13 protein-coding genes are annotated in these 24,769 nt (G+C 69.2%); 1 reads left to right on the top strand and 12 read right to left on the bottom strand.

Annotated features, from left to right (window positions below; all coding sequences use genetic code 11):
- Nucleotides 1-114: 114 nt before the first annotated feature.
- The 4 genes from dctA to hrcA all read right to left on the bottom strand — a co-directional run bounded on the left by dctA (nucleotide 115) and on the right by hrcA (nucleotide 4,517).
- A complete protein-coding gene (gene dctA / locus AC1DY7_RS13145) occupies nucleotides 115-1,497 on the bottom strand; it encodes a C4-dicarboxylate transporter DctA (RefSeq protein ID WP_477494123.1) in 1,383 nt (460 codons plus the stop codon).
- 65 nt (nucleotides 1,498-1,562) lie between these two features.
- Nucleotides 1,563-2,297 carry a 16S rRNA (uracil(1498)-N(3))-methyltransferase gene (locus AC1DY7_RS13140; protein WP_477494122.1) on the bottom strand — a complete coding sequence of 245 codons (735 nt, stop codon included), beginning with the start codon at nucleotides 2,295-2,297 and terminating at the stop codon, nucleotides 1,563-1,565.
- Complete coding sequence (gene dnaJ / locus AC1DY7_RS13135) at nucleotides 2,297-3,448, bottom strand: molecular chaperone DnaJ (RefSeq protein WP_477494121.1); 1,152 nt, start codon at nucleotides 3,446-3,448, stop codon at nucleotides 2,297-2,299. Before dnaJ ends, AC1DY7_RS13140 begins: the two co-directional genes overlap by 1 nt.
- A 37-nt stretch (nucleotides 3,449-3,485) precedes the next feature.
- Nucleotides 3,486-4,517, bottom strand: coding sequence for a heat-inducible transcriptional repressor HrcA (gene hrcA, locus AC1DY7_RS13130; protein WP_477494120.1), 1,032 nt, complete (start codon nucleotides 4,515-4,517; stop codon nucleotides 3,486-3,488).
- Between the two features lie 118 nt (nucleotides 4,518-4,635).
- On the opposite strand from hrcA, the gene AC1DY7_RS13125 reads away from it, so the two are divergent.
- Nucleotides 4,636-4,941: a type II toxin-antitoxin system VapB family antitoxin gene (locus AC1DY7_RS13125; protein WP_477494510.1), complete on the top strand. Its 306-nt coding sequence runs from the start codon at nucleotides 4,636-4,638 to the stop codon at nucleotides 4,939-4,941.
- Between the two features lie 189 nt (nucleotides 4,942-5,130).
- Here the strand turns inward: AC1DY7_RS13125 and AC1DY7_RS13120 are convergent, their stop codons facing one another.
- From AC1DY7_RS13120 to AC1DY7_RS13085, 8 genes are read right to left on the bottom strand one after another with little or no spacing between them, the layout of a single operon-like run.
- Nucleotides 5,131-5,340 carry an MbtH family protein gene (locus AC1DY7_RS13120; protein WP_477494119.1) on the bottom strand — a complete coding sequence of 70 codons (210 nt, stop codon included), beginning with the start codon at nucleotides 5,338-5,340 and terminating at the stop codon, nucleotides 5,131-5,133.
- Nucleotides 5,318-6,613, bottom strand: a complete 1,296-nt coding sequence (gene mbtG / locus AC1DY7_RS13115) for an NADPH-dependent L-lysine N(6)-monooxygenase MbtG (RefSeq protein WP_477494118.1) — start codon at nucleotides 6,611-6,613, stop codon at nucleotides 5,318-5,320. Before mbtG ends, AC1DY7_RS13120 begins: the two co-directional genes overlap by 23 nt.
- Complete coding sequence (locus AC1DY7_RS13110; RefSeq protein ID WP_477494117.1) at nucleotides 6,610-10,941, bottom strand: amino acid adenylation domain-containing protein; 4,332 nt, start codon at nucleotides 10,939-10,941, stop codon at nucleotides 6,610-6,612. The genes mbtG and AC1DY7_RS13110 overlap by 4 nt, the downstream gene beginning before the upstream one ends.
- Nucleotides 10,938-16,301, bottom strand: coding sequence for an amino acid adenylation domain-containing protein (locus AC1DY7_RS13105; protein WP_477494116.1), 5,364 nt, complete (start codon nucleotides 16,299-16,301; stop codon nucleotides 10,938-10,940). Before AC1DY7_RS13105 ends, AC1DY7_RS13110 begins: the two co-directional genes overlap by 4 nt.
- The gene (gene mbtD / locus AC1DY7_RS13100; RefSeq protein WP_477494115.1) at nucleotides 16,298-19,204 is read right to left on the bottom strand and encodes a mycobactin polyketide synthase MbtD; all 2,907 of its coding nucleotides are present in this window, start codon (nucleotides 19,202-19,204) and stop codon (nucleotides 16,298-16,300) included. Before mbtD ends, AC1DY7_RS13105 begins: the two co-directional genes overlap by 4 nt.
- Nucleotides 19,201-20,508 carry a beta-ketoacyl [acyl carrier protein] synthase domain-containing protein gene (locus AC1DY7_RS13095; protein WP_477494114.1) on the bottom strand — a complete coding sequence of 436 codons (1,308 nt, stop codon included), beginning with the start codon at nucleotides 20,506-20,508 and terminating at the stop codon, nucleotides 19,201-19,203. Before AC1DY7_RS13095 ends, mbtD begins: the two co-directional genes overlap by 4 nt.
- The gene (locus AC1DY7_RS13090) at nucleotides 20,498-21,268 is read right to left on the bottom strand and encodes a thioesterase II family protein (RefSeq protein WP_477494113.1); all 771 of its coding nucleotides are present in this window, start codon (nucleotides 21,266-21,268) and stop codon (nucleotides 20,498-20,500) included. The genes AC1DY7_RS13095 and AC1DY7_RS13090 overlap by 11 nt, the downstream gene beginning before the upstream one ends.
- A complete protein-coding gene (locus AC1DY7_RS13085; RefSeq protein ID WP_477494509.1) occupies nucleotides 21,265-24,741 on the bottom strand; it encodes a non-ribosomal peptide synthetase in 3,477 nt (1,158 codons plus the stop codon). The genes AC1DY7_RS13090 and AC1DY7_RS13085 overlap by 4 nt, the downstream gene beginning before the upstream one ends.
- Nucleotides 24,742-24,769: the final 28 nt, after the last annotated feature.

Below are 24,769 nucleotides of genomic sequence, written 5' to 3'. Positions count from 1 at the left end.
ATCCCCGGCCGGTACAAGTGGAAGAACGGGAAAGATGGGATGTTTCATTCCGGTTAATTCAAAGGATTGACCAAAAGTGACTCGTCTCACGGACCGCACGAACCGGGGTGTGTTTCACACGTTTTCACGCGGCCCGGCGGCTACCGTTTCCTGGTCGAGCGCGTCATCCAACGGTTCGACGTCCTCGCCGGCCAGCACACTGCGCATCCGCTCCTTGTCGAGCTGGCCCTCCCAGTTGGCGACGACGAACGTCGCCACGCAGTTGCCCAGCAGGTTCACCGACACGCGCATCGAGTCCATGATGCGGTCAGCCCCCAGCAGCAGCGCCACCGCCGCCACCGGGATCGCGCCGTGACCGATGGCCGCCACCGTGGCCGACAGCGCCAGGAACGACGACCCCGGCACTCCCGCCATGCCCTTCGAGGTGAGCATCAGCACCAGCACCGCGGTGATCTGCTCCCCCAGGCTCAGATCCACACCGAGCGCCTGCGCCAGGAACAGCACACAGATCGACAGGTACAGGGTGGCGCCGTCCAGGTTGAACGAATATCCGGTCGGCACAACCAAACCGGTGGTGGTGCGCGAACAGCCGGCGTTGGCCAGCTTGGTCATGATGCGCGGGAGCACCACCTCCGTGGACGCCGTCCCCAGGGCCAGGAAGAGCTCGTCCTTGATGTAGACGACGAACTTCCACAGGTTCACGCCGGCGAAGATCTTCGCGATCGCGGCCAGGATGAGGATGAACAGCAGCGCGGCCAGATAGCAGGCGGCGATCAACTTTCCGTAGCTGGCCAGCGAGCCGATGCCGTACTGCCCGATGATGTAGGCCATCGCGCCGAAAGCCCCGAGCGGCGCCAACCGCATCACCCAGCCGATGATCGTGAAAAAGATGTGACTCATGTGGTCGACGAACTCCATGATCACCGGCGGTCCGGTCTCCCCGAACTTCGCCAGCGCCAAGCCGAACAGCACCGCGAAGAACAGCACCTGCAGCAGCGCGTTCTCCGCGAACGCCGACACCACCGATGTCGGGATGATGTTGAGCAGGAACTCCACGGTGTGCGGCAGTTCGCCGTTGCTGGTCTTCTTGGCCACCGCCTCGGCGCCGGTGGACAGCGTCTGCGGATCGATGCTGAAACCGGCGCCGGGTTTGACGATGTTGCCGACCACCAAGCCGAAGAGGAGCGCGAAGGTCGTCACCGCCTCGAAGTAGATGAGCGCCTTCACCCCGATCCGGCCCACCGACTTCAGATCACCGACGTGGGCGATGCCGATCACCACGGTGCAGAAGATGATCGGCGCGATCAGCATCTTGATCAGCTTGATGAACCCGTCGGCCAGCGGCTTGAGCGCGCCACCGACCTCGGGCCACAGCCAGCCGACGAGGATGCCCGCGACGATCGCCACCAGCAACTGGATGAACAGGGAGGTGTACCACGGCGGTTTGTTGGCCAGCCGGACCATTTCGCTGTGCGGTGGATCGATGATGGTTGCCATCCCGCGACGCTACGAAGGTGACGTCACAGCGCCGTGTGTGCAAAGTTTCAGCGACGAAACAGACTTCAGAGATCCCAGCGCCGCGTCAGCACCCCGATGGCGCCCAGCGCCACCGCGGCCGCGCTCGAGGTGCGCAGCACCGTCGGCCCCAGCCGGACCGCGACGGCGCCCGCATCGGTCAGGGTGGCGATCTCCTCATCGGTGATGCCGCCTTCCGGGCCGACGACCAGCGTCACCGAGTCAGCTTGGGCCACACACAGATCCGTCAGCGGCACGGTGGCCGACTCGTGCAGAACCAGCGTCAGGCCGCCGACCCGGCCGGCCAGCTGCGCGGTGCTCAGCACGCCGTCAACGATCGGGATGTAGGCCCGCCGGGACTGCCGGGCCGCCGAGCGGGCGACGGCACCCCATCGGCGTAACCCTTTGTCGATCTTGGCGGCGCCGTCCCACCGCGCCACGCAGCGCTGGGACTGCCATGCCACGAACGCATCCGCGCCCGCCTCGGTGGCCAGTTCGATCGCCAGCTCGGAGCGCTCCGATTTCGGCAGCGCCTGCACGACGGTGACGAGCGGAACCGGCGCAGGCACCTGCGCGACCGCCAGCACCCGAGCCGTCAGCCGGCCCTTGGTGGCCTCCTCGACAACGCAGTGCGCCGTCGTTCCCGCACCGTCGCCGAGATCGAGTTCCTCGCCCTCGCGGAAGCGCCGCACGGTGGCGGCGTGAAAGCCTTCGTCCCCGTCGACGACGGCGAGGGCACCGGGTTCGGGCAGCGCGTCGACGTAGAAGAGCGCTCTGCTCATTATCGCCCGGAGAACGTGTCCCGCAGCCGGCTGAACAGGCCGCCGTTGGATCCGGAAGAGCCGTGCGCGGACCGCACCTCGGCGACGTCGCGGGCCCGGTGCGACTTGAGCTTGCGCAGCAGATCGGTGTCGGTGCTGTCGAGACGGGTCGGGATGAGCACCTCGATGTGAGCGTGCAGGTTGCCCCGCACACCCGAGCGCAGATGCGGCATGCCGTGGCCGCGCAGGGTCGTCACCGCTCCGGGTTGAGTGCCCGCGGCGATGGTGATCTCGGTGGGTCCGGCCAGGATGTCGTCGACGGAGACGGTGGTGCCCAGGGCGGCGTCGAACATGGGCACCGACACCGTGCAGTGCAGATCGTCACCGTCGCGCACGAAGATGTCGTGCTGCTGCTCGTGCACCTCGACGTACAGGTCGCCGGCCGGGCCGCCGCCGGGGCCGACCTCACCTTGGGCGGCCAGCCGCACCCGCATGCCGTCGCCGACACCGGCGGGGATCTTCACGCTGACCTCACGACGGGCCTGGATGCGGCCGTCGCCGGCGCAGCGGTGGCAGGGATCGGGGATGACCTCACCGACGCCGCCACACACCGGGCACGGCCGCGACGTCATCACCTGACCGAGCAGTGAGCGCTGCACCGTCTGCACCTCGCCGTGCCCGTGGCAGGTGTCGCAGGTGACCGGGGTGGACTTGCCATTGGTGCCCTTGCCCTGGCACAGGTCGCACAACACGGCGGTGTCGACGGTGACCTGCTTGGTCACGCCCGTCGCACATTCGGTGAGGTCCATGCGCATCCGCAGCAGCGAATCCGAACCGGGGCGCACCCGACCGATCGGGCCGCGGGATCCGCCGCCCCCGCCGAAGAAGGCCTCGAAGACGTCGCCCAGGCCACCGAAGCCCCCGAAGCCGCCGGCTCCGGCGCCGGCGGCGCCGTTCTCCATCGGATCGCCACCCAGGTCGACGATCCGGCGCTTCTCCGGGTCGGACAGCACCTCGTAGGCCACGCTGATCTCTTTGAACCGCGCCTGCGCCGCCTCGTCAGGGTTGACGTCGGGATGCAGTTCGCGCGCGAGCTTGCGATAGGCGCGCTTCAGCTCCGAATCGCTGGCGCCCTTGCTCACGCCGAGCAGACCGTAATAATCGCGTGCCACGTACAACCTCTTTCATGCCGCCTGTTCCGGCCGTCCCCTAGCGGGTGCCCAGAACCTCGCCGATGTACAGAGCAACTGCGGCGACATTCGCGATGGTTCCCGGATAGTCCATCCGGGTGGGACCGACCACACCCATGCCGCCGAACACCTTGCCCGAACTGCCGTACGCCGTGCTCACCACCGAAGTCCCGAGCATCTGCTCGGCCTCGGTTTCGTGCCCGATACGCACCGTGACCTTACCGGCTTCCTGTTGGGCGGCCAGCAGCCGCAGCACCACCACCTGCTCCTCGAGTGCCTCCAGCACCGAGCGCAATGATCCGCCGAAGTCCGCGGTGTTGCGCGTCAGGTTGGCGGTACCGCCGAGCACCAGGCGTTCCTCGGTGTGCTCGACCAGCGTCTCGACCAGGACCGTGGCGGCACGGCCGATCGCGTCGCCCAGGCCGCCGCGACCGTCGAAGGCGCCCGCCAGGTCGGCGACGGCGATCGAGGCGGCGACCAGCGGTTTACCCTCCAGCGCGCTGCCGAGCCGCTCCCGCAGCTGCGACAGTTCGTGGTCGCCGATCGCGTCGCCGAGCTCGACGACCCGCTGGTCGACGCGGCCGCTGTCGGTGATCACCACCAGCAGCAGCTTGGCGGGGGTCAGTGCCACGACCTCCAGGTGGCGCACCGTCGACGCCGACAGCATCGGGTACTGCACGATGGCGACCTGCCGGGTCAGCTGCGCCAGCAGCCGCACCGCGCGGCGCAGCACGTCATCGAGGTCGACGCCCGATTCCAGGAACTGCAGGATGGCGCGCCGCTCGCTGCTCGACAGTGGCTTGACGTCGTCGAGCCGGTCCACGAATTCGCGGTACCCCTTTTCAGTCGGGATGCGACCCGAACTGGTGTGGGGTTGGGCGATGTAACCCTCGGCCTCCAGCACCGCCATGTCGTTGCGGACGGTGGCGCTGGAAACCCCGAGGTTGTGACGTTCGACCAGCGACTTTGAGCCGATGGGTTCCTTGGTGGTCACGAAGTCGGCGACGATGGCACGCAACACCTCGAAGCGGCGATCGTCGGCGCTACTCACTCTTCACCTGGCGTTGGCTCATGATCTGCCCATTTTACGGCGATCGAGTGCAGGTATTCACGTTGGCAAGGACACCGTGCGCCGCGTGGCATTAATCTCGTCGCATGGGAACGCGCCGGTGATCTTCAAAGGAGTTCGCGACGGCAAGCCTTATCCCGAACACGGACTGTCCTACAAGCAGTGGTCGCAGATCCCGCCCCGACAGATCCGGCTGGATGAACTGGTCACCACCACCACGGTGTTGGCGCTGGACCGTCTGCTCTCCGAAGACTCGACCTTCTACGGCGACCTCTTCCCGCACGCGGTGCGCTGGCAGGGCGTGATCTACCTGGAGGACGGTCTGCACCGTGCGGTCCGGGCCGCTCTGCGAAACCGCACTGTGCTGCACGCCCGGGTGTACGACATGGACGACGTCCCCGCCTAGCGCCGCCTAGCGCCGCCTAGAGCCACCTAGAGCCACCTAGAGCCCTAGCCGCCTCGGTGTCTCCTGGGTATCGCTCTGCGTGCTCCGACGAGATTGCGCGCAGGGTTGTGAATGTGCGCGTTCGCCGCAGAAAGACGACCCTCAGCGCAATCTCGCTGGAGCCGCCACGTAGGCATCGTCCTACTGGTCTCAGGACATGGCGTCGCGCAGGCTCTTCGGCCGCAGGTCGGTCCAGGTCTCCTCGACATAGGCCACGCAGTCGGCGCGGGTGCTCTCCCCGAACACGACGCGCCAGCCGGCAGGCACATCTACGAACGCCGGCCACAAGCTGAACTGCTCCTCGTCGTTGAGCAGGACGTAGAACGTGCCGTTCTCGTCATCGAACGGATTGTTGCTCATGACTTCTCCTTGCTGGTGCGGTGAACGCGGGCGAACCGAGGACACGGTCGGACAGCCGGCCCAGGCAGCTCAGGTTGGGGAACCCGGGACCCTGGGTCAGGCCCGCCAGGCCGGGCAGGAACAGCTTGGGCTCGACCTCCTCGACCGCCAGGTCGTGCCCGATCGACTCCTGGATCCGATCGCTTGTCAGCGGCGACCCCAGCCCCAGTTCGAGCACATCGAGGGCCTCCTGACTGAGCAGCGGCTGGAACCACATGGCGTTGGCGCCGGAGCCGTCGATCACCAGATCGAAACCGTGCACCGTCTCCAGTCGCTCGCCGCCGCGCTCGGTCTGCAACGTCAACCGGATGCGCTCATCGCGGGCCACGGCGTGCGCCACCCGGCCGCGCAGGTGCCGGATCCGGTCGTCGGCCAGCAGGCCCTCCTGCACACGCACCGAGAACACGCCGCGGTCGGTGCGGTTCATCGCGTCCCGCTTCTCGGCCAGCGTGAGTCCTTCCCAGTGGATGGGGTCGGAGTACAGCGTGTTCTCGAAGAAGCCCTCGCCTCGGGTGAACAGCGTCACCTGAGGCGAGATCACCGTGATCGTCGAAACCCGGTGGCGGAAAAGCTCATCGAGCATGGTGCCCGCGGTCTCGCCGCCCCCGATGACGGCGACGCGATCGGCCGCGATCAATTCCTGTGCGGCGGCCCGGTGCCAGAACTGCGCGATGGACAGCACCCGCGGGTTACCCGGCAGGATCGACTTCTCGGCCTGCCCGGGGCCGGTGACCATCAAGGCGTCCGCGTGCACCGCACCCTCATGGGTCGTCAGTTCCCATCCGGTCCCGTCGTCGCCGTGGTGCACGCCGATCTCGGTGACCTCGCCCAGCGTCACCGACATCCCGACCCGCTCGGCCACCCACTGCAGGTACTGGCTCCAGCGCCGGTGCGGGGGCGCAGGCCTGCCGCGGTCCACCCATTCGGCGAACTGCCCGGTGCCCACCAGGTAGGACTGCCAACTGTGCCGCATCATCCGCTCGTCGAGTTCGGCGTTGCGGCGTGGCACCAGGGCGGACTGATAGGGGAAGCCGATGTCCTTCTCGGGGCCGGTGCCCAGCCGGTGCGCTCCGTCGGTCCAACCGCCGGCGGCCTGCCAGTTGGCGCCGATCGCGGTGCGCTCCACGGCGATCACCTCAGGTGCGTCGACGCCCATGGCGCGCAGTTCGGCGGCCTTGGCCGCGACGGCCACCGCCTTCGCGCCGGCGCCGATGATGGCGAGCTTCTGGGTCATGCGATCACCTCTCGTAATGCGTCCTGCCACAACGCCTGCAGCGTGGCGACGTCGTCCGCGGACAGAATCTCGGGCAGGGTGCGCCACTGGCTGCCCAGCACCTGCGCCCCGTTCCGCTCGATGAGTGCCACGTTGAGCGTGAGCTCGTGGCGAACGGCCAGGTTGGGTTCCGGCGTCGGGGACAGCTTGGCCAGCAGCGCCCGGTCCGGCCGCAGCGCGTCGGAGCCGACGGCGTGGTGGATGCGCCCGAGGTAGTTCAGTAGGACCTGCGGTTCGCGCTGCGCACCAAGGCGTTCGGCGGTATCGGTGCGCAGGTGACGCAGCAGTGCGTAGTCGATACCGTCACCGGGGATCTGCGGCAGGACGTCGTCGACGACCCGCACCGGGTAGATCGCGCTGAGCAGTCCGACGGTGTCGCCGGTGTCGATGAGGCGCGAATTGTCCGCCAGCCCATCGGATACGACGGCGTCGGCACGCCCGTGGGTCTCCAGGGCGAGTAGCGGCGCCGGAGTCGTCTGGCCGCGGGCCTGCCGCCAGGCGGTGACCGTCCGGGCCGTCGCGGCCGCCAGCAGCTCGGGCACCGGGCCCGCCATGATCCCGGCGGTGACAGCCGGGTCGGTGAACGACATGCTGACGACGACATCGCCGACGCGGTCGACTTCCGGGCGCACGCGGCGGGTACCCAGATCCGGATCGTCACCGGCGAGCTGGGTTTCCCAGAACGCGCAGGAGTCCAGCTTCAAAGCACGTTCGGACAGGATCCTGGACCACTGCCGCAAGGAGGTGTGCTCGCGCACCGGCGGCGGGACATGCCCGGAAGCCTGTGCATGCCAGCCGGTTTCCAGCTCGCCCAGCACGATGCGCCACGAGGCGGGGTCCATGGCCAGAACGTGGGCGGTCAACACCAGCACATCGGCACCGCTGTCGTGGTGCACCAGTACCGCGCGGAACATGACGCCCCGCTCGGGATCGAGCCGGGCCAGAGAGGCTTCGGTCTGCTCGCCGACGGCAATCGCGAGATCCCCGGTGACGCGGACCTCGTCGAGAAGGTGGGTGACGGGCTGCGCGACGAGGGTCCAGGAGTCGCGATCCAGCCTGCTGCGCAGCACCTCATGCCCGTCGACGACCGTCCGCAGCATCGTCTCCAGCTGCCCTCGGGTGACGCCGGTGGGCAGGCGGAACGCCTCGGTCTGCGCCAATCGGCGCGAGTCACCGTGGGCCAGTAGCCAATGGCCGGCGGGCAACAGTGGGATCGGGCCGGTGTCGTCGGCGTCGACCTGCTCGGCCGCCACATCGTCGTCGAGCGCGGCGGCAAGCTCGCGGATGCTGGCACACTCCAGCATCAGCCGGGCCCGCAACGGAATTCCGCGGCGCCGCACGGCCTGGACCACCGACAGCGCCACGATGCTGTCCAGCCCCAGATCCAGGAAATCCGCGGTCACGTCGACGCCGGTGATGTCGAGGAGCTCACTGAGCACCTGCGCCAATACCGCCTCGGTATCGGTGGCCGGGCCGGCGATCTCGGCGCTCTGTTCGCGGGCGTCCAGGGCGGCCAGGGCCGCGTCGTCGACCTTGCCGTGCGATGTCAGGGGGATCTCGCTGACCTCGATGATGTGCTGTGGGACAAGATATCTCGGCAGCGCCGTCGCGAGCGACCGGCGTAGTGCGGCGGCAGATGAACGGCTCACCACATAGGCCGTCAAACGTGGGCCGGTGCGGTGCCTGCGCACCGCCACATGGGCGTGGGACACGTCGGGCAGTCGATAGAGGGCGGCGACGACCTCGCCGGGTTCGACCCGGAAACCGCGGATCTTCACCTGATCGTCGCTGCGGCCGATGAACTGCAGGGCACCTTCGGTGTTCCTCCGGACCACGTCACCGGTGCGGTACATCCGGCCGCCGGGGTTGAAGGGGTCGGCGACGAAACGTCCGGCGGTCTCCCCCATCCTGCCCAGGTATCCGCGGGTGAGTTGACCGCCGGTCAGGTACAGCTCGCCCGCGACGCCGTCGGGCACCGGTCGAAGCCAGCCGTCCAGGACATGGGCGGCGGTCGGGTCGGTGGGATAGCCGATGCACGGCTGTTCGTGGTCGGCGATCCTGGCGACGACGGCTTCCACGGTGGTTTCGGTGGGGCCGTAACAGTTGTGGGCCCGCACACCGGTGCGCGCGCATTCGTCCTGGATGCCCTGCCAGGCCGTGTAGTCGATGGCCTCGCCGCCCAGCGCCAGGACCGCCAGGGGGACGGTCGAGAGCAGGCCGGCGGCACGCAGTTGACCGAACATCGACGGGGTGGTGTCGATCATGTCGAGGCGGAAGCGGGCGATCTCGGCGACCAGCGCCTCGGCGTCGCGCTGCACGTTGTCACCGATGATGTGGTTGCTGTGCCCGTCCAGCAGTGCCACCAATGGTTGCCAGGCGGCATCGAAGGTGAACGACCAGGCGTGCGCGATGCGCAACCGTCGGCCGGCCGGCTGCAGGACGTTGCGGGCGTGGTCGGCGGCGTACGCCAGCAGCGCCTGATGAGTGCCGATGACGCCCTTCGGTTTTCCGGTGGTACCGGAGGTGAAGACGATGTAGGCGCCCTGGCCCGGCCGCACCGGCGCCGGCTCGAACTCGGGGATCGGCAGGTTCGCCACCGCGGCGATGACGGCGTCGTCAACGATCACCGTGGCCGCGGTTTGTCCGATGATCTCCTGGATCCGTTCCTCGGGCATGCCCGGGTCCAGCGGCACGATCAGCCCGCCCGCCTTGAGCACGGCCAGCATGGCCACGACGTAATCGGGGCCGCGGCGCAACAGGATCGGCACCGGTGTCTCGGTGGTCACCCCACGCCGTACCAAGTCGGCGGCGAGCCGGTCGGCGGACTCGTCGAGTTCACGGTAGGTGAGTTCGCCGCCGTCCCAGCTCAACGCGACCGACCCCAACCGGTCGGCGGCGGTCTCGGTGAACGCGGTGTGGAAGCCACCGGGATACATCGTGGCGTCTTTCGGCGCCCCCGCGGTGATCTCGCCGTCGAAGGTGAGGGCGACCTCGCGCAGCGGGCGGTCCCAGTGCGCCAGCAGGCCCCGCACTACGGCCAGCACCCGCCGGCCGAGCGCCTCGGGCTCGAGCAGTCCCAGTGCCCCGTCGAGGGTTTCGACGAGAACGGTGAGCCGGCCGTTCGTGGGGTGCGCGGCGATGGTGATCGGGAAGTGCGACAGGCTCTCCAGCGCGGACGGGCGGATCACGGCGCCACCGAGATCGAAGTCGCCACCGCCCACCAGGCCACCGGGCGGGAAGTTCTCGTAGACCAGCAGGGTGTCGTACAGCTCGCCGATACCGCCGGCCGACCGCAGTTCGGTGTGGCTGAGGTAGCCGTGGTCACGCAGTTCGGCCGCTTCCCGTTGCAGCGCAACGCATTGCGGACCGACACGCTCGGCCGGGTCCAGCCGGATGCGCAGCGGCACCGTGTTGATGAACAGCCCGACCATGGATTCCACGCCGGCGAGCTCGTCGGGCCGGCCGGACACCGTCACCCCGAACACCACGTCGGCCCGATCGGTGAAGGTGGACAGGATTGCCGCCCAGGCCATCTGGAACAAGGTGCTGACCGTGACACCGCGGGTGCGCGCCGCCTCCAGGATCTCGGCCGTGCCCGCCTCGTCGAGCAGTACCTCGGTGCGCTGCGGCAAGCCGGCCGTGGCTTCGCGACCCGAGAGCGCGGGAGCCAGCATGGTCGGTCCGTCCAGGTCGGCCAGATGCGTACGCCAACGGGCCTTGCTCACTTCCGGATCACGCCCGGCCAACCAGCCGATGTAGTCGCGGTAGGGCCGCGGCTGAGCGGGCAGCGCACTGGGGTCGCCGCCGGCCACGTACAGCCCGATCAGCTCGCTGACGAAGACCGGCAGCGACCAGCCGTCGATGACGATGTGGTGGGCGACCACCAGCAGACGCCACCGCGAATGCGGCAGCTCGGCCAGCAGGAACCGGATCGCGGGGCCCTTGGCGAGATCGAACGGGCGGCGACGGGCTTCCGCCTCCAGCGCCGCCACGTCCTCATCGGTGTCGACGAGGACGTGCCGCCAGGGCAATTCGAAGGTCGCGGGCACCACCGCAACCGGCTTGCTCAGCGTGCCCTGGAAGAAGCTGACCCGCACGTTGGGGTGACGTTCCAGCATCGCCTCGGCGCAGGCCCGCAGCCGTGCCACGTCGAGGTTGCCCTCGACGTCGGCGGCCATGGCGATGAAATACGGGTCTTCGCCACCGTCGGTCAGGCCGGCCAGCGAGTACAGCCCCTGTTGCAGCGGGCTGAGGGCCATCACGTCGACGATGGCCGGTGCGTCGGTCATCCTTGCTGCCACCCCGCTGTCAGGTCGGCCAGCTCCGCAGCGGACAGTCCGGATGCCGCCATCGGTGCGTGGTGGGTGTCCTCCGCGTGCGCCTGCCCGGCCTTGACGTCAACGGCGGCAGCGAGTTCGGCGAGCACCGGAGACTCGAACACCATCCGCGCCGTCAGTGCGACTCCGTTGTCGCGGGCTCGCGCGGCCAGTTGGACGGCCAGGATGCTGTCCCCGCCCAAGGTGAAGAAGTCGTCGTGTCTACCGACCTCCTCGACCCCGAGCAAAAGGGTGAGCATGGCGGCCAGGGTGCGTTCGGTATCGGTTGCGGCGGCCTCGAACGGCCCCGATTCGGCGAGCACCGGCCGCGCCAGGACGGCCCCGTCGAGCGTGTCGAGCACCGTGATGCGCAGTGCCGTCAGGTCTTCGGGTAGCCCCGCCCGGACAGTCTCGGCGAAGGCCACCACATCGGCGGCCGGGTCGGCGGGCACAACGTAACCTGCCAGCACCGCGCCGGCGCGGGTCGGCCAGTTCCGGGTCTGTGCGGCGGCGACCCCGTCGACCGCCTCGAGGGCGGCTTGTACCCGCAGGTCGCCGTTCTCGACGTAGTCGAGCACCCCGGTGTCGCTCCAGCGCGCGCGGTCACCTGTGCGGTACAGCCGGGTGCCGGGCTCGAAGGGATTGTTCGGGTAGCGGAATTGTGCTGCCGCCGGGGCATTCTGGTGTGCCTGATCGATGGCGCCACCGGAGTGGTACACGTCGCCGATCACACCGACCCCGACGGGCGCGAGCCAGTCGTCGAGGACGTGCACGCGGTTCGCGCCCGAGGTCTGCGGAAGCCCGATCTCGGGGGTCGCGGCGGCACTCCACTGCGCGACGAGATCGGATCCGCCGATCGCGATGTCGCGCAGGGTGTGGTCGGCGTGGTGCGCGAACGCGTCGACGACGCGCAGCAGCCAGTCCACCAGCCGTTGGGCGGTGGCCCGTCGGTACAGCTCGGTGCGGTAGATGACGGTGCCCTGATATCCGTCTGCCGCGGTGGCGAAGAAATTCAGCGACAGGTCCGCATGTGCGACGTCGAATGTGGGTTCCAGTGCAGTGAAACGGGTTTCGCCCTCTGATGAGGTGTCGACGATCCGGTCCGCGGGCAGTTCCTCGCGCACGTGCACGACCACCCCGAACAGCGGGTTGCGCGACAACGAGCGCACCGGGCTGACCGCGTCGACGACCCGGTCGAACGGCAGGTCCTGGTGGGCGTAGGCCCCCAGGGCCATCTCGCGGGCCCGCCGCAGCACCTCGCGGACCGTCGGGTTGCCCGACAGGTCGTTGCGCAGCACCACGATGTTGATGAAGAACCCGATCAAATGGTCCAGTTCGGGTTCGGTGCGGCCCGCCACCGGGGTGCCCAGCGGGATGTCGGTGCCCTCACCGGCCTTGTGCAGGGCGACAGCGACCGCGGCCTGCAGCAGCATGAACTCGGTGATGCCCAGTTCGCGGGTCAGTTCGGTGAGGCGGGCGCGGGTGTCCTCGTCGATGGCGAAGCTGAGCGCGTCACCCTCGCCGGACGGCACCGGCGGGCGCGGGAAGTCCGGACGCAGCCCGTTCTCCTCGGGCAGCCCCGCCAGTTGGTCCACCCAGTAATCGCGTTGTGCGGCAAGCTCGTCCCCGCGGAGCAGTTCCAGCTGCCACGCCGCGTAGTCGGCGTACTGAACGGGCAGCGGCTCGAAGTCCGGTGCCACGCCCGCGCGGCGGGCACGGTAGGCGGTGAGCACGTCGGTGAACAGCACCCCGGCCGACCAGTGGTCGGCGGCGATGTGGTGCACCACCAGGGACAGCACATGGTGCTGAGGCGTGCTCAGTACGGCCGCCCGGATGGGCCGGTCACGCTCCAGGTCGAAGCAGAAGCGACGCTCGGTGTCGAGCTCGTGCTGCAGCCACTGCTCGTCGTCGCCACGGGCCCGGCGCACCGGCACCGGTTCGCTCGGGTTGACGACCTGGTAGGGAGCACCGTCGATCTCGCGATAGGTGGTGCGCAGGATCTCGTGGCGATCGACGACATCGTTGATCGCGGCGATGAAGGCCTCGGCATCCGTGGGCCCGGTGAGCCGCGCCGCGAACGGGATGTTGTTGACCGGGTTGGGGCCGTCGATGCGGAACTGGAACCACTGGCGCAGCTGGGCGGCGGACATCTGCAGCGGTCCGTCACGGTCGATCGGCACCATGGCGGGCCGCTCGCTGCCGCCGCCGGAGGCCCGCACATGATCGATGTGGGCGGCCAGCTCGGCGACGGTGGCCAGTTCGAAGACCTGCTGCACACCGATGTCGACGCGGCACCGCGAGCGCACCGCGGCCACCAGTTTGGTGGCCAGCAGTGAATGCCCGCCCAGGTCGAAGAACGAGTCGTCGGCGCCGACGGTGTCACGCCCCAGCAGCTCGCCGAACAACGAAGCGATGACGTGTTCGGTGTCGGTGCCGGGTTCGCGGTATTCGGTGCCCGCGGTGATCTCGGGCTCGGGCAGCGCTTTTCGGTCGATCTTGCCGTGCGAGGTGATCGGGATCTCGCCGATCTCCACATACGCAGCGGGAATCATGTACTCCGGCAGCGCCGCAGCCACCCGGGCGCGGATCCGGTCGATCTGGACAGCTTCGGTGTCCCCGGCCGGTGTCACATAGGCGACCAGGTTGCGGCCCAGGGTCGGCAGGTCGCTCACGACGACGACGGCCTGGCCCACCGATGGGTCCACCGAGATGGCCGCGGCGACCTCGCCGAGTTCGATACGGAACCCGCGGATCTTGACCTGCTCGTCGGCTCGGCCGACAAATTCGATATCCCCGTCGGCGTTGCGGCGCGCGAGGTCACCGGAGCGGTACATCCGGCCGCCCGGGTTGAACGGGTCGGCCACGAAACGCTCGGCGGTCAGGCCGTGCCTGCGGTGGTAGCCGTGCGCGACGTGCGTTCCGCCGATGTAGATCTCGCCGATCACACCGACCGGGACCGGCTGCAACGCGTCGTCGAGCAGATGGATGGTGGTGTTGATCTTGGGAGTGCCGATCGGCACGATGCGGGCACCCTGCTTGCCCTCGACCTTGAAGCGGGTGCAGTTGAGCACCGTCTCGGTGGGGCCGTAGAAGTTGTGGAGCAACGCGTCGAAGGTGGCGTGGAACTTGTCGGCGACCTCACCGGGCAGTGCCTCGCCGCCGATCGGGACCCGTTGTAGGCTGCGCCATTCGCTGACACCGGGCAGGGACAGGAACAGCCCCAGCAAGGACGGCACGAAGTGCATCGAGGTGATGCCCTCATCCCGCAGCAGGGCGGTCAGATAGCCGATGTCGCTGAGCCCGCCGGGCTTCGGGATGACCAGGCGCGCGCCGGCAGCGAGCATGCCGAAGATCTCACCGATCGACACGTCGAAGCCCTGCGAGGCGACCTGCAGCAGGCGGTCGTCCTGCGTGACCTGATATTCGGGGCCGAACCAGGCAAAGTATTCGGCGATGGGCCGGTGCGGCACCGGTACACCCTTGGGCAGGCCGGTCGAACCCGAGGTGTAGATCAGGTAGGCGGTGTTGTCCGGCAGCAGTGGCCGCACGCGGTCGGCGTCGGTGGGGTCATCCGCGCGGTGCTCCTGCAAGCCGCTGACCGGTTCGCGGATCACGACTTTCGGATCGGAGTCGGACAGGATGTAGGTCAACCGGTCCTCGGGGTAGGCCGGGTCGATGGGTAGGTACACCGCTCCCGCCTTGATGATCCCCAGTGCGGTGATGACCAGCTCGGGTGACTTCTCCAGCAGCACCGCAACGCGGTCCTCGGCGCCGACGCCCTGGGCGATCAACCAGTGCGCCACCCGGTTGGCCTCTTCGTCGATCTCGCGGTAGCTGTAGTGCCTGCCCTCGTAGACGACGGCGGTCGCATCAGGGGTACGCGCCACCTGGTCGCCGACCAGTGCGGTCAATGTGGTTGCCGGCGTGTCGAACTGCTCGCCGTGGGAGACGGTGCGCAGCCAGGCCTCGTCGTCGGCGGAGAACAGTCCGAGGCGCTGCAACGCCACGTCGGGCGCCTCCAGTGCATTGTCCAGCAGCACGGCGAAGTGCCCGAGCATGTTGGCGGCCAGGTCGGCATCGATGATCTCGGTGAGATGTTCGGCCTCGACGGTGACGCCGTCGGCGTTCCACTCCACCATGAAGCCCAGCGGCAGTTGGGTGATGTGGCTGCGCAGTTCGGCGCGGGTACACCTGATGCCCTCGGGCCGGAAGCCGCCGCCGTCGGATTCGCGGAAGCCGAAGCTGATGCGCGTCATCCGCTCGGCGCCGTGGCGCCGGTCGGGGTTGAGTTCGGCGACCACCCGATCCAGGTTGACGCGCTGGTGCGCGAACGCGCCGACGGCGGTGTCCCTGGTCGCGGTGACGAGGTCGCGGAAGCCTTGAGCGCCGTTCGGGCGCAGCCGCATCGCTACGGTGTTGCCGTAGTAGCCGATGGCCTCGTCGGTACCGCGGTTGACGACGGGGCTGGCCACCAGGAAGTCGTCGGTGTGGGTGTAGCGGTGGATGAGGGCGCCGAACGCGGCCAGCAGCACCATGTAGGGCGTCGCCCCGGTCTCCCGGGCCAGCGCCGTCACCTTCTCGACGGTGCCGGCAGGCAACGCCAACGTGCTCAGTTGCGAACGGAATCCGGTCGGCACGGCCGAGCCGGACGGGCCCGGAAGTTCCAGCGGCTCGGGCGGATCGGTCATGACCGCACGCCAGTGCGCAAGGTCTTCGGCAGTGGTGTCGGCGGGCTGCGCGGGCGGCGGCGGGGTCGGCCCGAGGTCCACGCCCGTGTACGCGCGGGTCAGATCGGTGAAGAACACCCGCCAGGAACCGTCGTCCCAGGCGATGTGATGGGCCACCAGCAGCATCACGCATTCGTCGGAACCGGTGCGCACCAGCGTGATCCGCAGTGGTGAGTCGGTGGTCAGATCGAACGCGGTGCCGAACTCGCGCTGCGCCAGCACTTCCAGCCGCAGGCCGCGGGCCCGTTCGGACTTGTCGGACACGTCGTGGAACGCCCAGCCTGGCAGCAGATCCTCGTGCACCACCGGCTGCGGTTCCCCGGTCTCGTCGGCCGTGTAGGTGGTGCGCAGAATCGGGTGCCGGCGCGCGACGGCGTCGACCGCGGCGTGCAACCGCTCGGGGTCGACAGGTCCGGTGAGACGGTAGGACACGCAGACATTGAGCAGCACCCCGGATGGGTCGACGCTCTGCACGAACCACATCCGCTGCTGACCGTCGGACAGCCCGGTGGCGGTGGGTCCCGCGGCCTCCGCCGCGGACAGGCCACGCTCGGCGAGCTTGCGCCGCATGAGTTCAAGGCGGGGATTGTCTGCGATATCAGTCACGCAACAGTGCTTTCTTTGTCAGCTTCGATGAGGTGCTCGATCAGCTCGGTGCCGGTGATACCGCCGAGGATCTTGGCCAGCGGGACTTTGTGCCCGGTGGCCTGGGTGAGCTTCTTGCGTAGGTCGAGGGCCAGCAGCGAGTCGACACCCAGGTCGAGCAGCGATTCGGCCAGGTCCAGCGATGACGCGTCGGCGACCTTCAGCACCGCGCCGAGTGCGGTGCGCACCGTGCCGGCCGGGTCGTCGGCCGCTACGGAGGCTGCAGGCAGGGCCACTGCGATCTCGGCGCTCTGCTCGCCACTGAGGAAGGTGCGCAACCGGTCCGGGTCGGCGGTGAACACCAGAGGGTCGCCCGCCCAGTCGCGCAGGCTCACCTGCGCCGCCCGGTCCGCGATCATCGGCAGCAACCCGGACCGCTGCACCCGGGCGACCTGGGTGTCGTCGATGATGCCGCTACCGGGCCACAGCCCCCAGCGCACGGCCGTGCACCGGCGCCCCCGGGCCCGCTGTTGGGCGGCCTGCACGTCGAGCAGCCGGTTGGCAGCGGCGTAAGCGATGTGCCCGCTGCCGCCCCACAGCCCGGATACCGAGGAACACAACAGAATTCGCACATCGGAGCGCATCGGCCACGATGCGGCGAACCGGTCGAATCCCGCGACCTTGGCGCACACGGTGTCGGCGAAGGCAGCGCCGGTGAGCTGCCGGTGTTCGGCGATGGTCGCGGCGCCGGCGGCATGAATCACCAACGAGGCTGCGGTCATGCCGGTCTCGGCGATCGCGGTGGCCAGGGCGGCGGGGTCGGCGATGTCGCACCGGGGGGCGATGACCTCGGTGCCGAGCTCGGCGAGCTGGGCGGGGTCGACACCGTGGCGGGTCAGCAGGATGATCCGGCGGGCGCCCTGCTCGGCGAGGTGATGCGCCAGCGCCATACCGACGACACCGCCGCCGCCGGTGATGACCACCTCGTCCAGTACGCCCGAGTCCACGGCCCACGCCGGCGCACTGATCGGTTCGTCGCGGGTGGCGCGGCGGTGCACGAAGCCGTCCCGGATGGCGAATTCCCCGGCAGGCCCGAGCAGGATGTCGAGCGCCGCCGGATCCATTGTGCGCGAGGGCAGATCGAGATGCCCGAAGTGGTGATCGGGGAACTCGAGTGCGAGGCTGCGGTGTACGGCGCCGAGTGCGGCCTGACCGGGCAGCGGCACCGAGTCCGGGTCCACCTGCTCCCCTGCCGCCGTGATCAGCCAGACGGCGCGGTCGGTACCGCGCAGCGAGTCGGCGTAGCCGAGGACGCCAGAATCGATGCGGGCCGCGAGCTCGTCGGCGGCGGCCACCGCGTCGACGGTCTGGAGGGCGGGCGCCACCACGATGAGCAGGTCGGCGTCGGCCGGCGCCACGATTTCCAGTCGGGTCGCCACCGCCGCGGTGACATCGTCGCCGAGTGCACTGCCGCCGTCGAGGTCGAGGATCGCTGCCCGCCGGGTGCGGGTCGCGGGTGCCGGGGCGTGTGGCAGCCAGTGCTCGACGGCGACGCTGACGCCGGGCACCSGCGGCAGCGGCGCCGGTGCGGCCCAGAGGTGTTCGGCCCGCATCGGGGCGAACGGGAAGTCGTGCAGCGCAATCGCATTCGACGGCGTCTGATCGGACCACCGGTAGCCGGGGTCGGCGACTGCCACGGCGGTGATGTTGGCGGCCAGCTGGTCGACGATCGGCTCCTCGCGCCGTCCGGAGCCCACTGCGAGTAGGTCGTCCCGGTCATCGAGGATGTCCCCCAGCGCGTACAGCAGGGCCGGGTGGGCGGAGAGTTCGACGAAGGTCCGGGCGCCGCAGGCCACCGCGGCCGCGATCGCGCGGTCGAAGCGCACGGTGGTGCGCAGGTTGGTGTACCAGTAGTCGGCGAAATCGGTGGCCGCCCCCACCACCGAGGCGGTGGCCGATCCGATGAACCGCACCGGCGTCTCGACGAATTCTCCTGCCGGCAATAGAGTTTCGAGTTCGGCGCGCGCCGCGTCGAGTTTGGTGGTGTGCGCCGGGAACCACATCTCGATCTCGCGCGCGAAAATGCCTGCGGCGCAGACATTGCCCACCAGCGCGGCGATGGTCGCGGTGTCACCGGATACCGCGACCGAGGAGTTGGAGTTGACGACCGACAGTTCGGCCCAGCCGTCGACCGCGGCGATGGCCTCCTGCGCCGCGTCCGGGCCGAGCCCCAGGACGGCGACCCGGTAGGGACCGGTGAGGCGGTCCAGAAGCGTCGCGCGCGCAGCGACGACGCCGACGGCAGCGGTCAGCGTGATGGTGCCCGCGATGTACGCGGCTCCGATCTCACCGAGGCTGTGCCCGACGGTGAAATCGGGCAGCACACCGCAGGACCGCCACACCCGGGCCAGTGCGACACCGTGCACGAATTGGGCGCCCTGGATCTGCACCTGGCTGAAATCATTGGTGACAGAACCAGGTTCGGCCAGCAGGTAGTCCAACGGTGACGCGTGCCCGGCGGCGACGAACACCTCGGCGCAGCGGTCGACCTCGGTACGGTAGTCCGACAGGCGGTCGTAGGCTTCGATCCCCATCGACGGCCACTGGCTGCCCTGGCCGGGGAACACGAAGGCGATACCCGTCGCCTCGCTTGCCCGTCCGGCTGCGCGCACCACCAGCGGGTGCTCCTGCCCAGCCACGATCGCGCGCAGGGCATCGGTGAGCTCGTCGACGTCGGCGGCCCGGACCACGCTGCGGTGTTTACGGATCCGTCGGGCGCGCAGGGCCGTCGCGGCCACGGCGGCGACGTCGGTGAGCTCGGGCCTGCGTTCCAGATACCGCAGGATCGCGGCGGCGTCCTGGGTGATGAGGTCCTCGGCGTGCGCACTGAGCAGAACAGGAACCCGTCCGTCGGGCAGGGTCATCGGACGGCCTCTGGGACGGCCACGATGACGTGGGTGTTGGTGCCGCTCATCCCGAATGCGGACACCGCGCCGATCCGCCGGCCGTCCTTGGCAGGCCACGGGGTCAGTTTGGTGGCCAGCCGCAGACCCTGAGCATCCCAGTCGATCTCGCGGCTGGGCTCGTCGGTGTGCAGGCTGGCGGGGACAAACCCGTGCTCGGCGGAAATGATCACCTTGGCCAACCCGAGGGCCCCCGCCGCGGCCTGGGTGTGTCCGACGTTCGACTTGACCGACCCCAGCAGCGCACCCGCACCGGGCGCGGTGGCCCCGTAGGTCTGGGCCAGTGCCCGCAGTTCGGTGCGGTCACCGAGCCGGGTCGCGGTGCCGTGGCCTTCGATCATGCCGATGTCTTCGGCCGCCACCCCAGCCCGGGCGATGGCCTTGCCGAACAGCCGCTGCTGCGCTCGGCCGCTGGGTGCGGTGAGCCCGACGGTGCGCCCGTCGGCGCTCACGGCGGTGGCGCATATTTCGGCGAGTACCGTCCTGCCGGCCCGCAGGGCAGCAGATTTGCGCTGCAGCAGGAACATTCCTGCGCCTTCGGCCCAGACGGTGCCGCTGGCGTGCGCACTGTAGGGCCGACAGTGGCCGTCGTCGGACAGGGCGTGTTGTTTGGAGAATTCCACGAAGTAGCCGGGGGTGCCCATGACGCAGACGCCGCCGGCGAGTGCCATGTCGCAGTCCCCGGCGCGGACCGCCGCAACCGCGGTGTGCAACGCTGCCAGCGCCGATGAGCAGGAGGTGTCGACGGTCAGCGCCGGGCCCGCGAGGTCCAGGGTGTAGGCGATCCGTCCGGAGATGACGCCCAGCGATGTTCCGGTGATCAGATGCCCACTGTGCGAAGAGAATTCCGACAGCGCAGGCCCGTATTCGAGCGCGGAGGCGCCCACGTAGCAGCCGACGTCGTGGCCGGCCAGATCATCGGGATTGATCCCGCTGTTCTCGATCGCACGCCAGGCCAGCCGCAACGCGACACGCTGTTGCGGGTCCATCGCGACCGCTTCGCGTGGTGAGATGCCGAAGAACGCGGGGTCGAAACTTCCCGCACTGGAGAGGAATCCGCCCAGATCGTGGATCTGCTTGAATCCGTCCCGCCGGGAGCCATCCAGCAGGTCGGAGATGGCCCAGCCCCGGTCGGTGGGAAAATGCCCCAGCGCTTCCCGCTGTTCGGCGAGCAGGTCCCAGAAGGCGTCGGCGGTGTCCACACCGCCCGGAGCCTCGACCGCCATCCCCACGATCACCACCGGATCGTCGTGATCAGAGCTCATTGATCAGCTCCGCCACATCCGCGGTGTGGTCGTTGAGGTAGAAGTGGCCGCCGTCGAAGATCGAACAGGTGAAGGCACCGGTGGTGTGAGACTCCCAGCGGCGCAACATGTTCTCACTGATCCGGTGATCGTGGCTACCGCCGAGGGTGTGGATGTCGGCGTCGATCCGGACGTCGTCGCCGCAGCTGTACCGGTTGAACGCCGCGTAGTCGGCGCGAACGGCCATCAGAAGCAGCTCGACGAAGTCCTCGTCCTCGAGCAGCTGGGGGTCGGTGCCGCCGAGGTCGACCATTTCGGCGATGATCTCGGACTGCGCCATCGGCAACGACGGCGCGGCCGCGACCGCCGAGGGCGCCTCGCTCGCCGACACCCACAGCGCGCTCACCTCGACGCCACGCTGCTGCGCCACCTTGGCGAATTCGAAGGCCACCACCGCACCCATGCAGTGCCCGAACAACCGCAGCGGTCCGAGCCGATCCCAGCTGCCACCCTCGAACAGGTCGGCCGCCAGGTCTCCGACGGTGGTCGGTGCCGGATGGGTCAGCCGGTCGCCGCGCTGCGGGTACTGCATGACGTACGCGTCGGCACCGGCCGCGGCCAGTGCCGTGCCCAGTCCGCGGTAGGCCAGCGCGGCACCGCCGGCGTGCGGGAACACCAGAGTCGGTGCACCGTAACCACTCCCCGAGTCGCTTCGCTCCTGTCCGCCGGTACCCGGATAGCGCTTCAACCACGGCGCGAACGTCAGATCTGCAGCGGTCACGATGCCGCGGCAGTATCGAGAGCGGAGGCCACATCCGCGTCGTCCATCTCGGCGACCTCGAGGTACAGCTCGGCGACCTGATCCAGCCGATCGCTGCCGCCCTCGCGGGTGGCGAGCCGGGCGGCGAGCGCAGCGACGGTGCGGGTGGCGAAGATGTCGGGCACCATCACGGTCGGTGTGTCCAGCCAGTCCCTGATCCGCGCGACGGCGGTGGTGGCGAGCACGGAGTCGCCGCCGAGCGCGAAGAAGTCGTCGTCGGCGCCGATCTCGGGTGCACCAAGCAGTTCGCCGATGATGGCGGCGACTGCCCGCTCGACGAGGGTGGCCGGCATGCGGCGGTCGGCGTCCGGTCCGTCCCCGACGACCTCGGCCAGCGTCCGGGCTGCGGCGCGCCGATCGGTCTTGCCCGCAAGGGTGAACGGGATGCGGTCGACGAGCTCGATGTGGCGCGGAATCATGTGCGGCGGAACGAGATGGGCGACCGTATCGGTGATCAGCCGGGCGTCGAGCCCGGGATCGTCGGTGCTGACCAGTGCGGCCAGCACGTCGTTTCGCCGTGCGCCGGCGGCGGGCACGATTCCGGCGACCGCGGCACGGACGCCGGGGATGCGCTGCAGTGCGGCTTCCACGTCGCCGAGTTCGATGCGGTAGCCGCTGATCTTCACCCGGTGATCGGCGCGCCCGACGAATTCCAAAGTGCCGTCGGGCCAGTACCGCGCGAGGTCGCCGGTGCGGTACCAGGTGCGATCCTGATGGCGCACGAAGCGATCGGCGGTCAGTTCGGGTTTGCCCCGGTAGCCCGAAGCGATGCCCCGGCCCCCGATCCAGAGTTCACCGGGCACCCAGTCCGGGCAGTCCGATCCGAACGAATTGACCACGCGGGCAGCGTTGTTGGTGAACGGCACGCCGTAGGGCACCGCCGTCCATCGCGCAGGCATGTCGGCGGCGGCCTCATGGATGGTGGCGTGGATCGCAGTTTCGGTGGCACCGCCCAGCCCGGCCACGCGGACGCCGGGGGCGTGCGCCTGCAACCTTCGCACCATGGCGGTGCGTACCCAGTCACCGCCGGTGAGCACGACGCGCACCGACGACAGCCGGTCGGTGCCGACCTCGACCAGCATCTCCAGGCTGCCAGGCAGGAAGTTCAGCACGGTGACCCGATGCTCGTGGATCAACCGGGCCCAGGTGTCGGGGTTGCGGCGATCATCCTCCTCGACGGCGACGATCGCGCCGCCGGTGGCCAGCGTGGCGAACACGTCGAGCACGGACAGGTCGCACTCCAGCGTCATCAGTGCCAGGCAGCGGTCGGCCGGCCCGATGTCGAAGTGCCGGTAGAGGAATTCGACGGTGTTCATCGCCGCGTCGTGGGTGACTTCGACGCCCTTGGGTTCACCGGTCGATCCCGAGGTGAACAGGACGTAGGCCAGTTCGTGCGGATCGGTGGCGACCGGCGTGACTTCCCCCGCGCGCCGACCCACCCGCAATGCCTCGGCGATGGTCAGCGCGGGAAGCCAACTCGGCTGCTGGTCGCCGCACACCAGCGCCATCCGGACCCGGCCGGCGACCAGGATGCCCGCGGCGCGTTCGGTAGGTTGATCCACACCGATGGGCAGGTAGACCGCACCGGCCGCGAGGATGCCGAGCAGGGCGGTGATCTGATCGGCGCCCTTCGGTCCGAGCACCGCCACGGTGTCGCCGGGTTTGATGCCTGCGGTGTGCAGTGCGGCGGCGACGGCGAGGACCTGTTCGCGCAACTCGGCGTAGGTCAGCTCGCCCGTCGAGCCGATGACGGCCGTGGCATCCGGGTGGGCGGCCGCCGAGGCGAAGAACCCGGCGTGCAGCGGCTGGCCGCTGGGGTCTGCGGTGGTGGAGTTGAGCTGGTCGCGCACCGCACGCTGGTCCGCGGTGATGAGAGGCGACCGGGCCGCGTCCCACGCGCCGTCCCTGGTTGCCAGCTCGAGCAGTTCGGTGATGTGCCGGTCGAACATCGCGTCGATCAGCCCGGCCGGGAAGGCATCCTCGCGGACATCCCAGTTCACCAGGATCCCGCCGTCGAATTCGGTGACCTGGGCGTCGAGCAGCACCTGCGGGCCCTGCGAGTTGATCCACACCGGCTTACCGAAGGTGTCGGTGACGTCGGAGGCGAACAGTTCGCCGAGGCCGAGCGCGCTGGTGTAGACGACGGGGGCGAGCACCTGCGTGCCGCGGTGCCTGCTGAGGTCGCGCAGCACCGCCAGGCCCGGGTAGGCGGCGTGCGCGGCCGCGTTGCGGAATACGTCCTGGACTGCGCGCGACCGGGCGGTGGCGGTGTCGGCGCCGGTCAGGTCGATGTCCAGCAACAGCGACGAGGTGAAGTCGCCAACCAGGGCGTCTACGTCGGGGTGGTGCTGTTCGCGGCCGAACATCGGCACGTTGAGCAGGAAGCGCGGCTCGGCCGACCAGCCGGCGAGTGCATCGGAGAACGAGGCGGCCAGCGTCATCGCCGGGGTGATACCGCGGCGGCGGGCGGCCGCGAACAGGGCATCGCGGGTCTGCGGGTCCAGCCAGTGGTGGCGCCGGGTCGTGTGCCGCGGGTCGGCCTGCTCGGCGTGCGGGAGCACCGGCAGCCGCGGCGGGTCGGGCAGTTCGGGGATGCGGTCGGCCCACCACTGCCGATCAGCGTCGGCGACGGGCTGCTGCGCGGCAGCCAACCGGTATTGCCGGTAGGTATAGCCCAGCGGGGTGAGTTCGCCGCCGCGGTACAGCTGGGTCAGGTCGGCCATCAGGGTCCGGTAGCTCATCGCGTCCGCGGCCTGCATGTCCAGGTCGACGTGCAGGCGAGAGCGGTCGCCGGGCAGCAGCGTCAGCGCGAGTTCGATGACGCCGCGCTCGAGCTGCTGGTGTGATTTCGCACGCCGGATGTCGGCCAGCGTGGCGTCCGCCTGCGACTCGGTAGACCCGCGCAGGTCGACCAGCGCCACCGGAAACTGTTGCGGCGCTGTGCCGATGCGCTGGGTGCCGTCGGCCAGGAACTCGACGCGCAGCATCGGGTGCCGTTCGGCCAGCGCGGTGGCGGCACGGCTCAGGGTGTCGTAATCGACTGTCTGACCGTCGAATTCGACGTACAGGTGGCCGGCGACGCCACCGAGTTGCTGATCGCCTTCCCGGCCGATCCACATGGCGTGCTGCATGGAGGCCAACGGGAAGGGTTCGTCGGAGTTCGAATCCTGCTCAATCTCAGGCATTTCGGTGACATCGGCCGCCTCGCCGGCGCCGAGCATATCGGCCCACGCTCGCACCGACGGCGCGGCCGCCAACGACGCGAAGTCGATGGCCATGCCCTTCTTCCGCCATTTTCCGGCCAGTGACATCATCCGGATGGAGTCCAGGCCCTGGCTGATGAGATCGAGTTCGGGGTCGACATCTCCTGCGTCGATGCCGAGTAGATCAGCGACCTCCTGCCGGATGGTCTCCGACACCTGCGAGGCATTCACAGCAACAGTCACCACGCCTCCCAACGCC

The sequence above is a fragment of the Mycobacterium sp. P2_H7 genome (assembly GCF_056403275.1).
The sequence above is the reverse complement of the archived record's forward strand: the minus strand, read 5'-3'. Positions and strand labels throughout refer to the sequence as shown.

What these genes read in the sequence shown, in the direction of transcription:
- dctA (WP_477494123.1), bottom strand. Translation starts at nt 1,497, where the DNA reads ATGGCAACCATCATCGATCCACCGCACAGCGAAATGGTCCGGCTGGCC.
- AC1DY7_RS13140 (WP_477494122.1), bottom strand. Translation starts at nt 2,297, where the DNA reads ATGAGCAGAGCGCTCTTCTACGTCGACGCGCTGCCCGAACCCGGTGCC.
- AC1DY7_RS13120 (WP_477494119.1), bottom strand. Translation starts at nt 5,340, where the DNA reads ATGAGCAACAATCCGTTCGATGACGAGAACGGCACGTTCTACGTCCTG.
- mbtG (WP_477494118.1), bottom strand. Translation starts at nt 6,613, where the DNA reads ATGACCCAGAAGCTCGCCATCATCGGCGCCGGCGCGAAGGCGGTGGCC.
- AC1DY7_RS13110 (WP_477494117.1), bottom strand. Translation starts at nt 10,941, where the DNA reads ATGACCGACGCACCGGCCATCGTCGACGTGATGGCCCTCAGCCCGCTG.
- AC1DY7_RS13095 (WP_477494114.1), bottom strand. Translation starts at nt 20,508, where the DNA reads ATGAGCTCTGATCACGACGATCCGGTGGTGATCGTGGGGATGGCGGTC.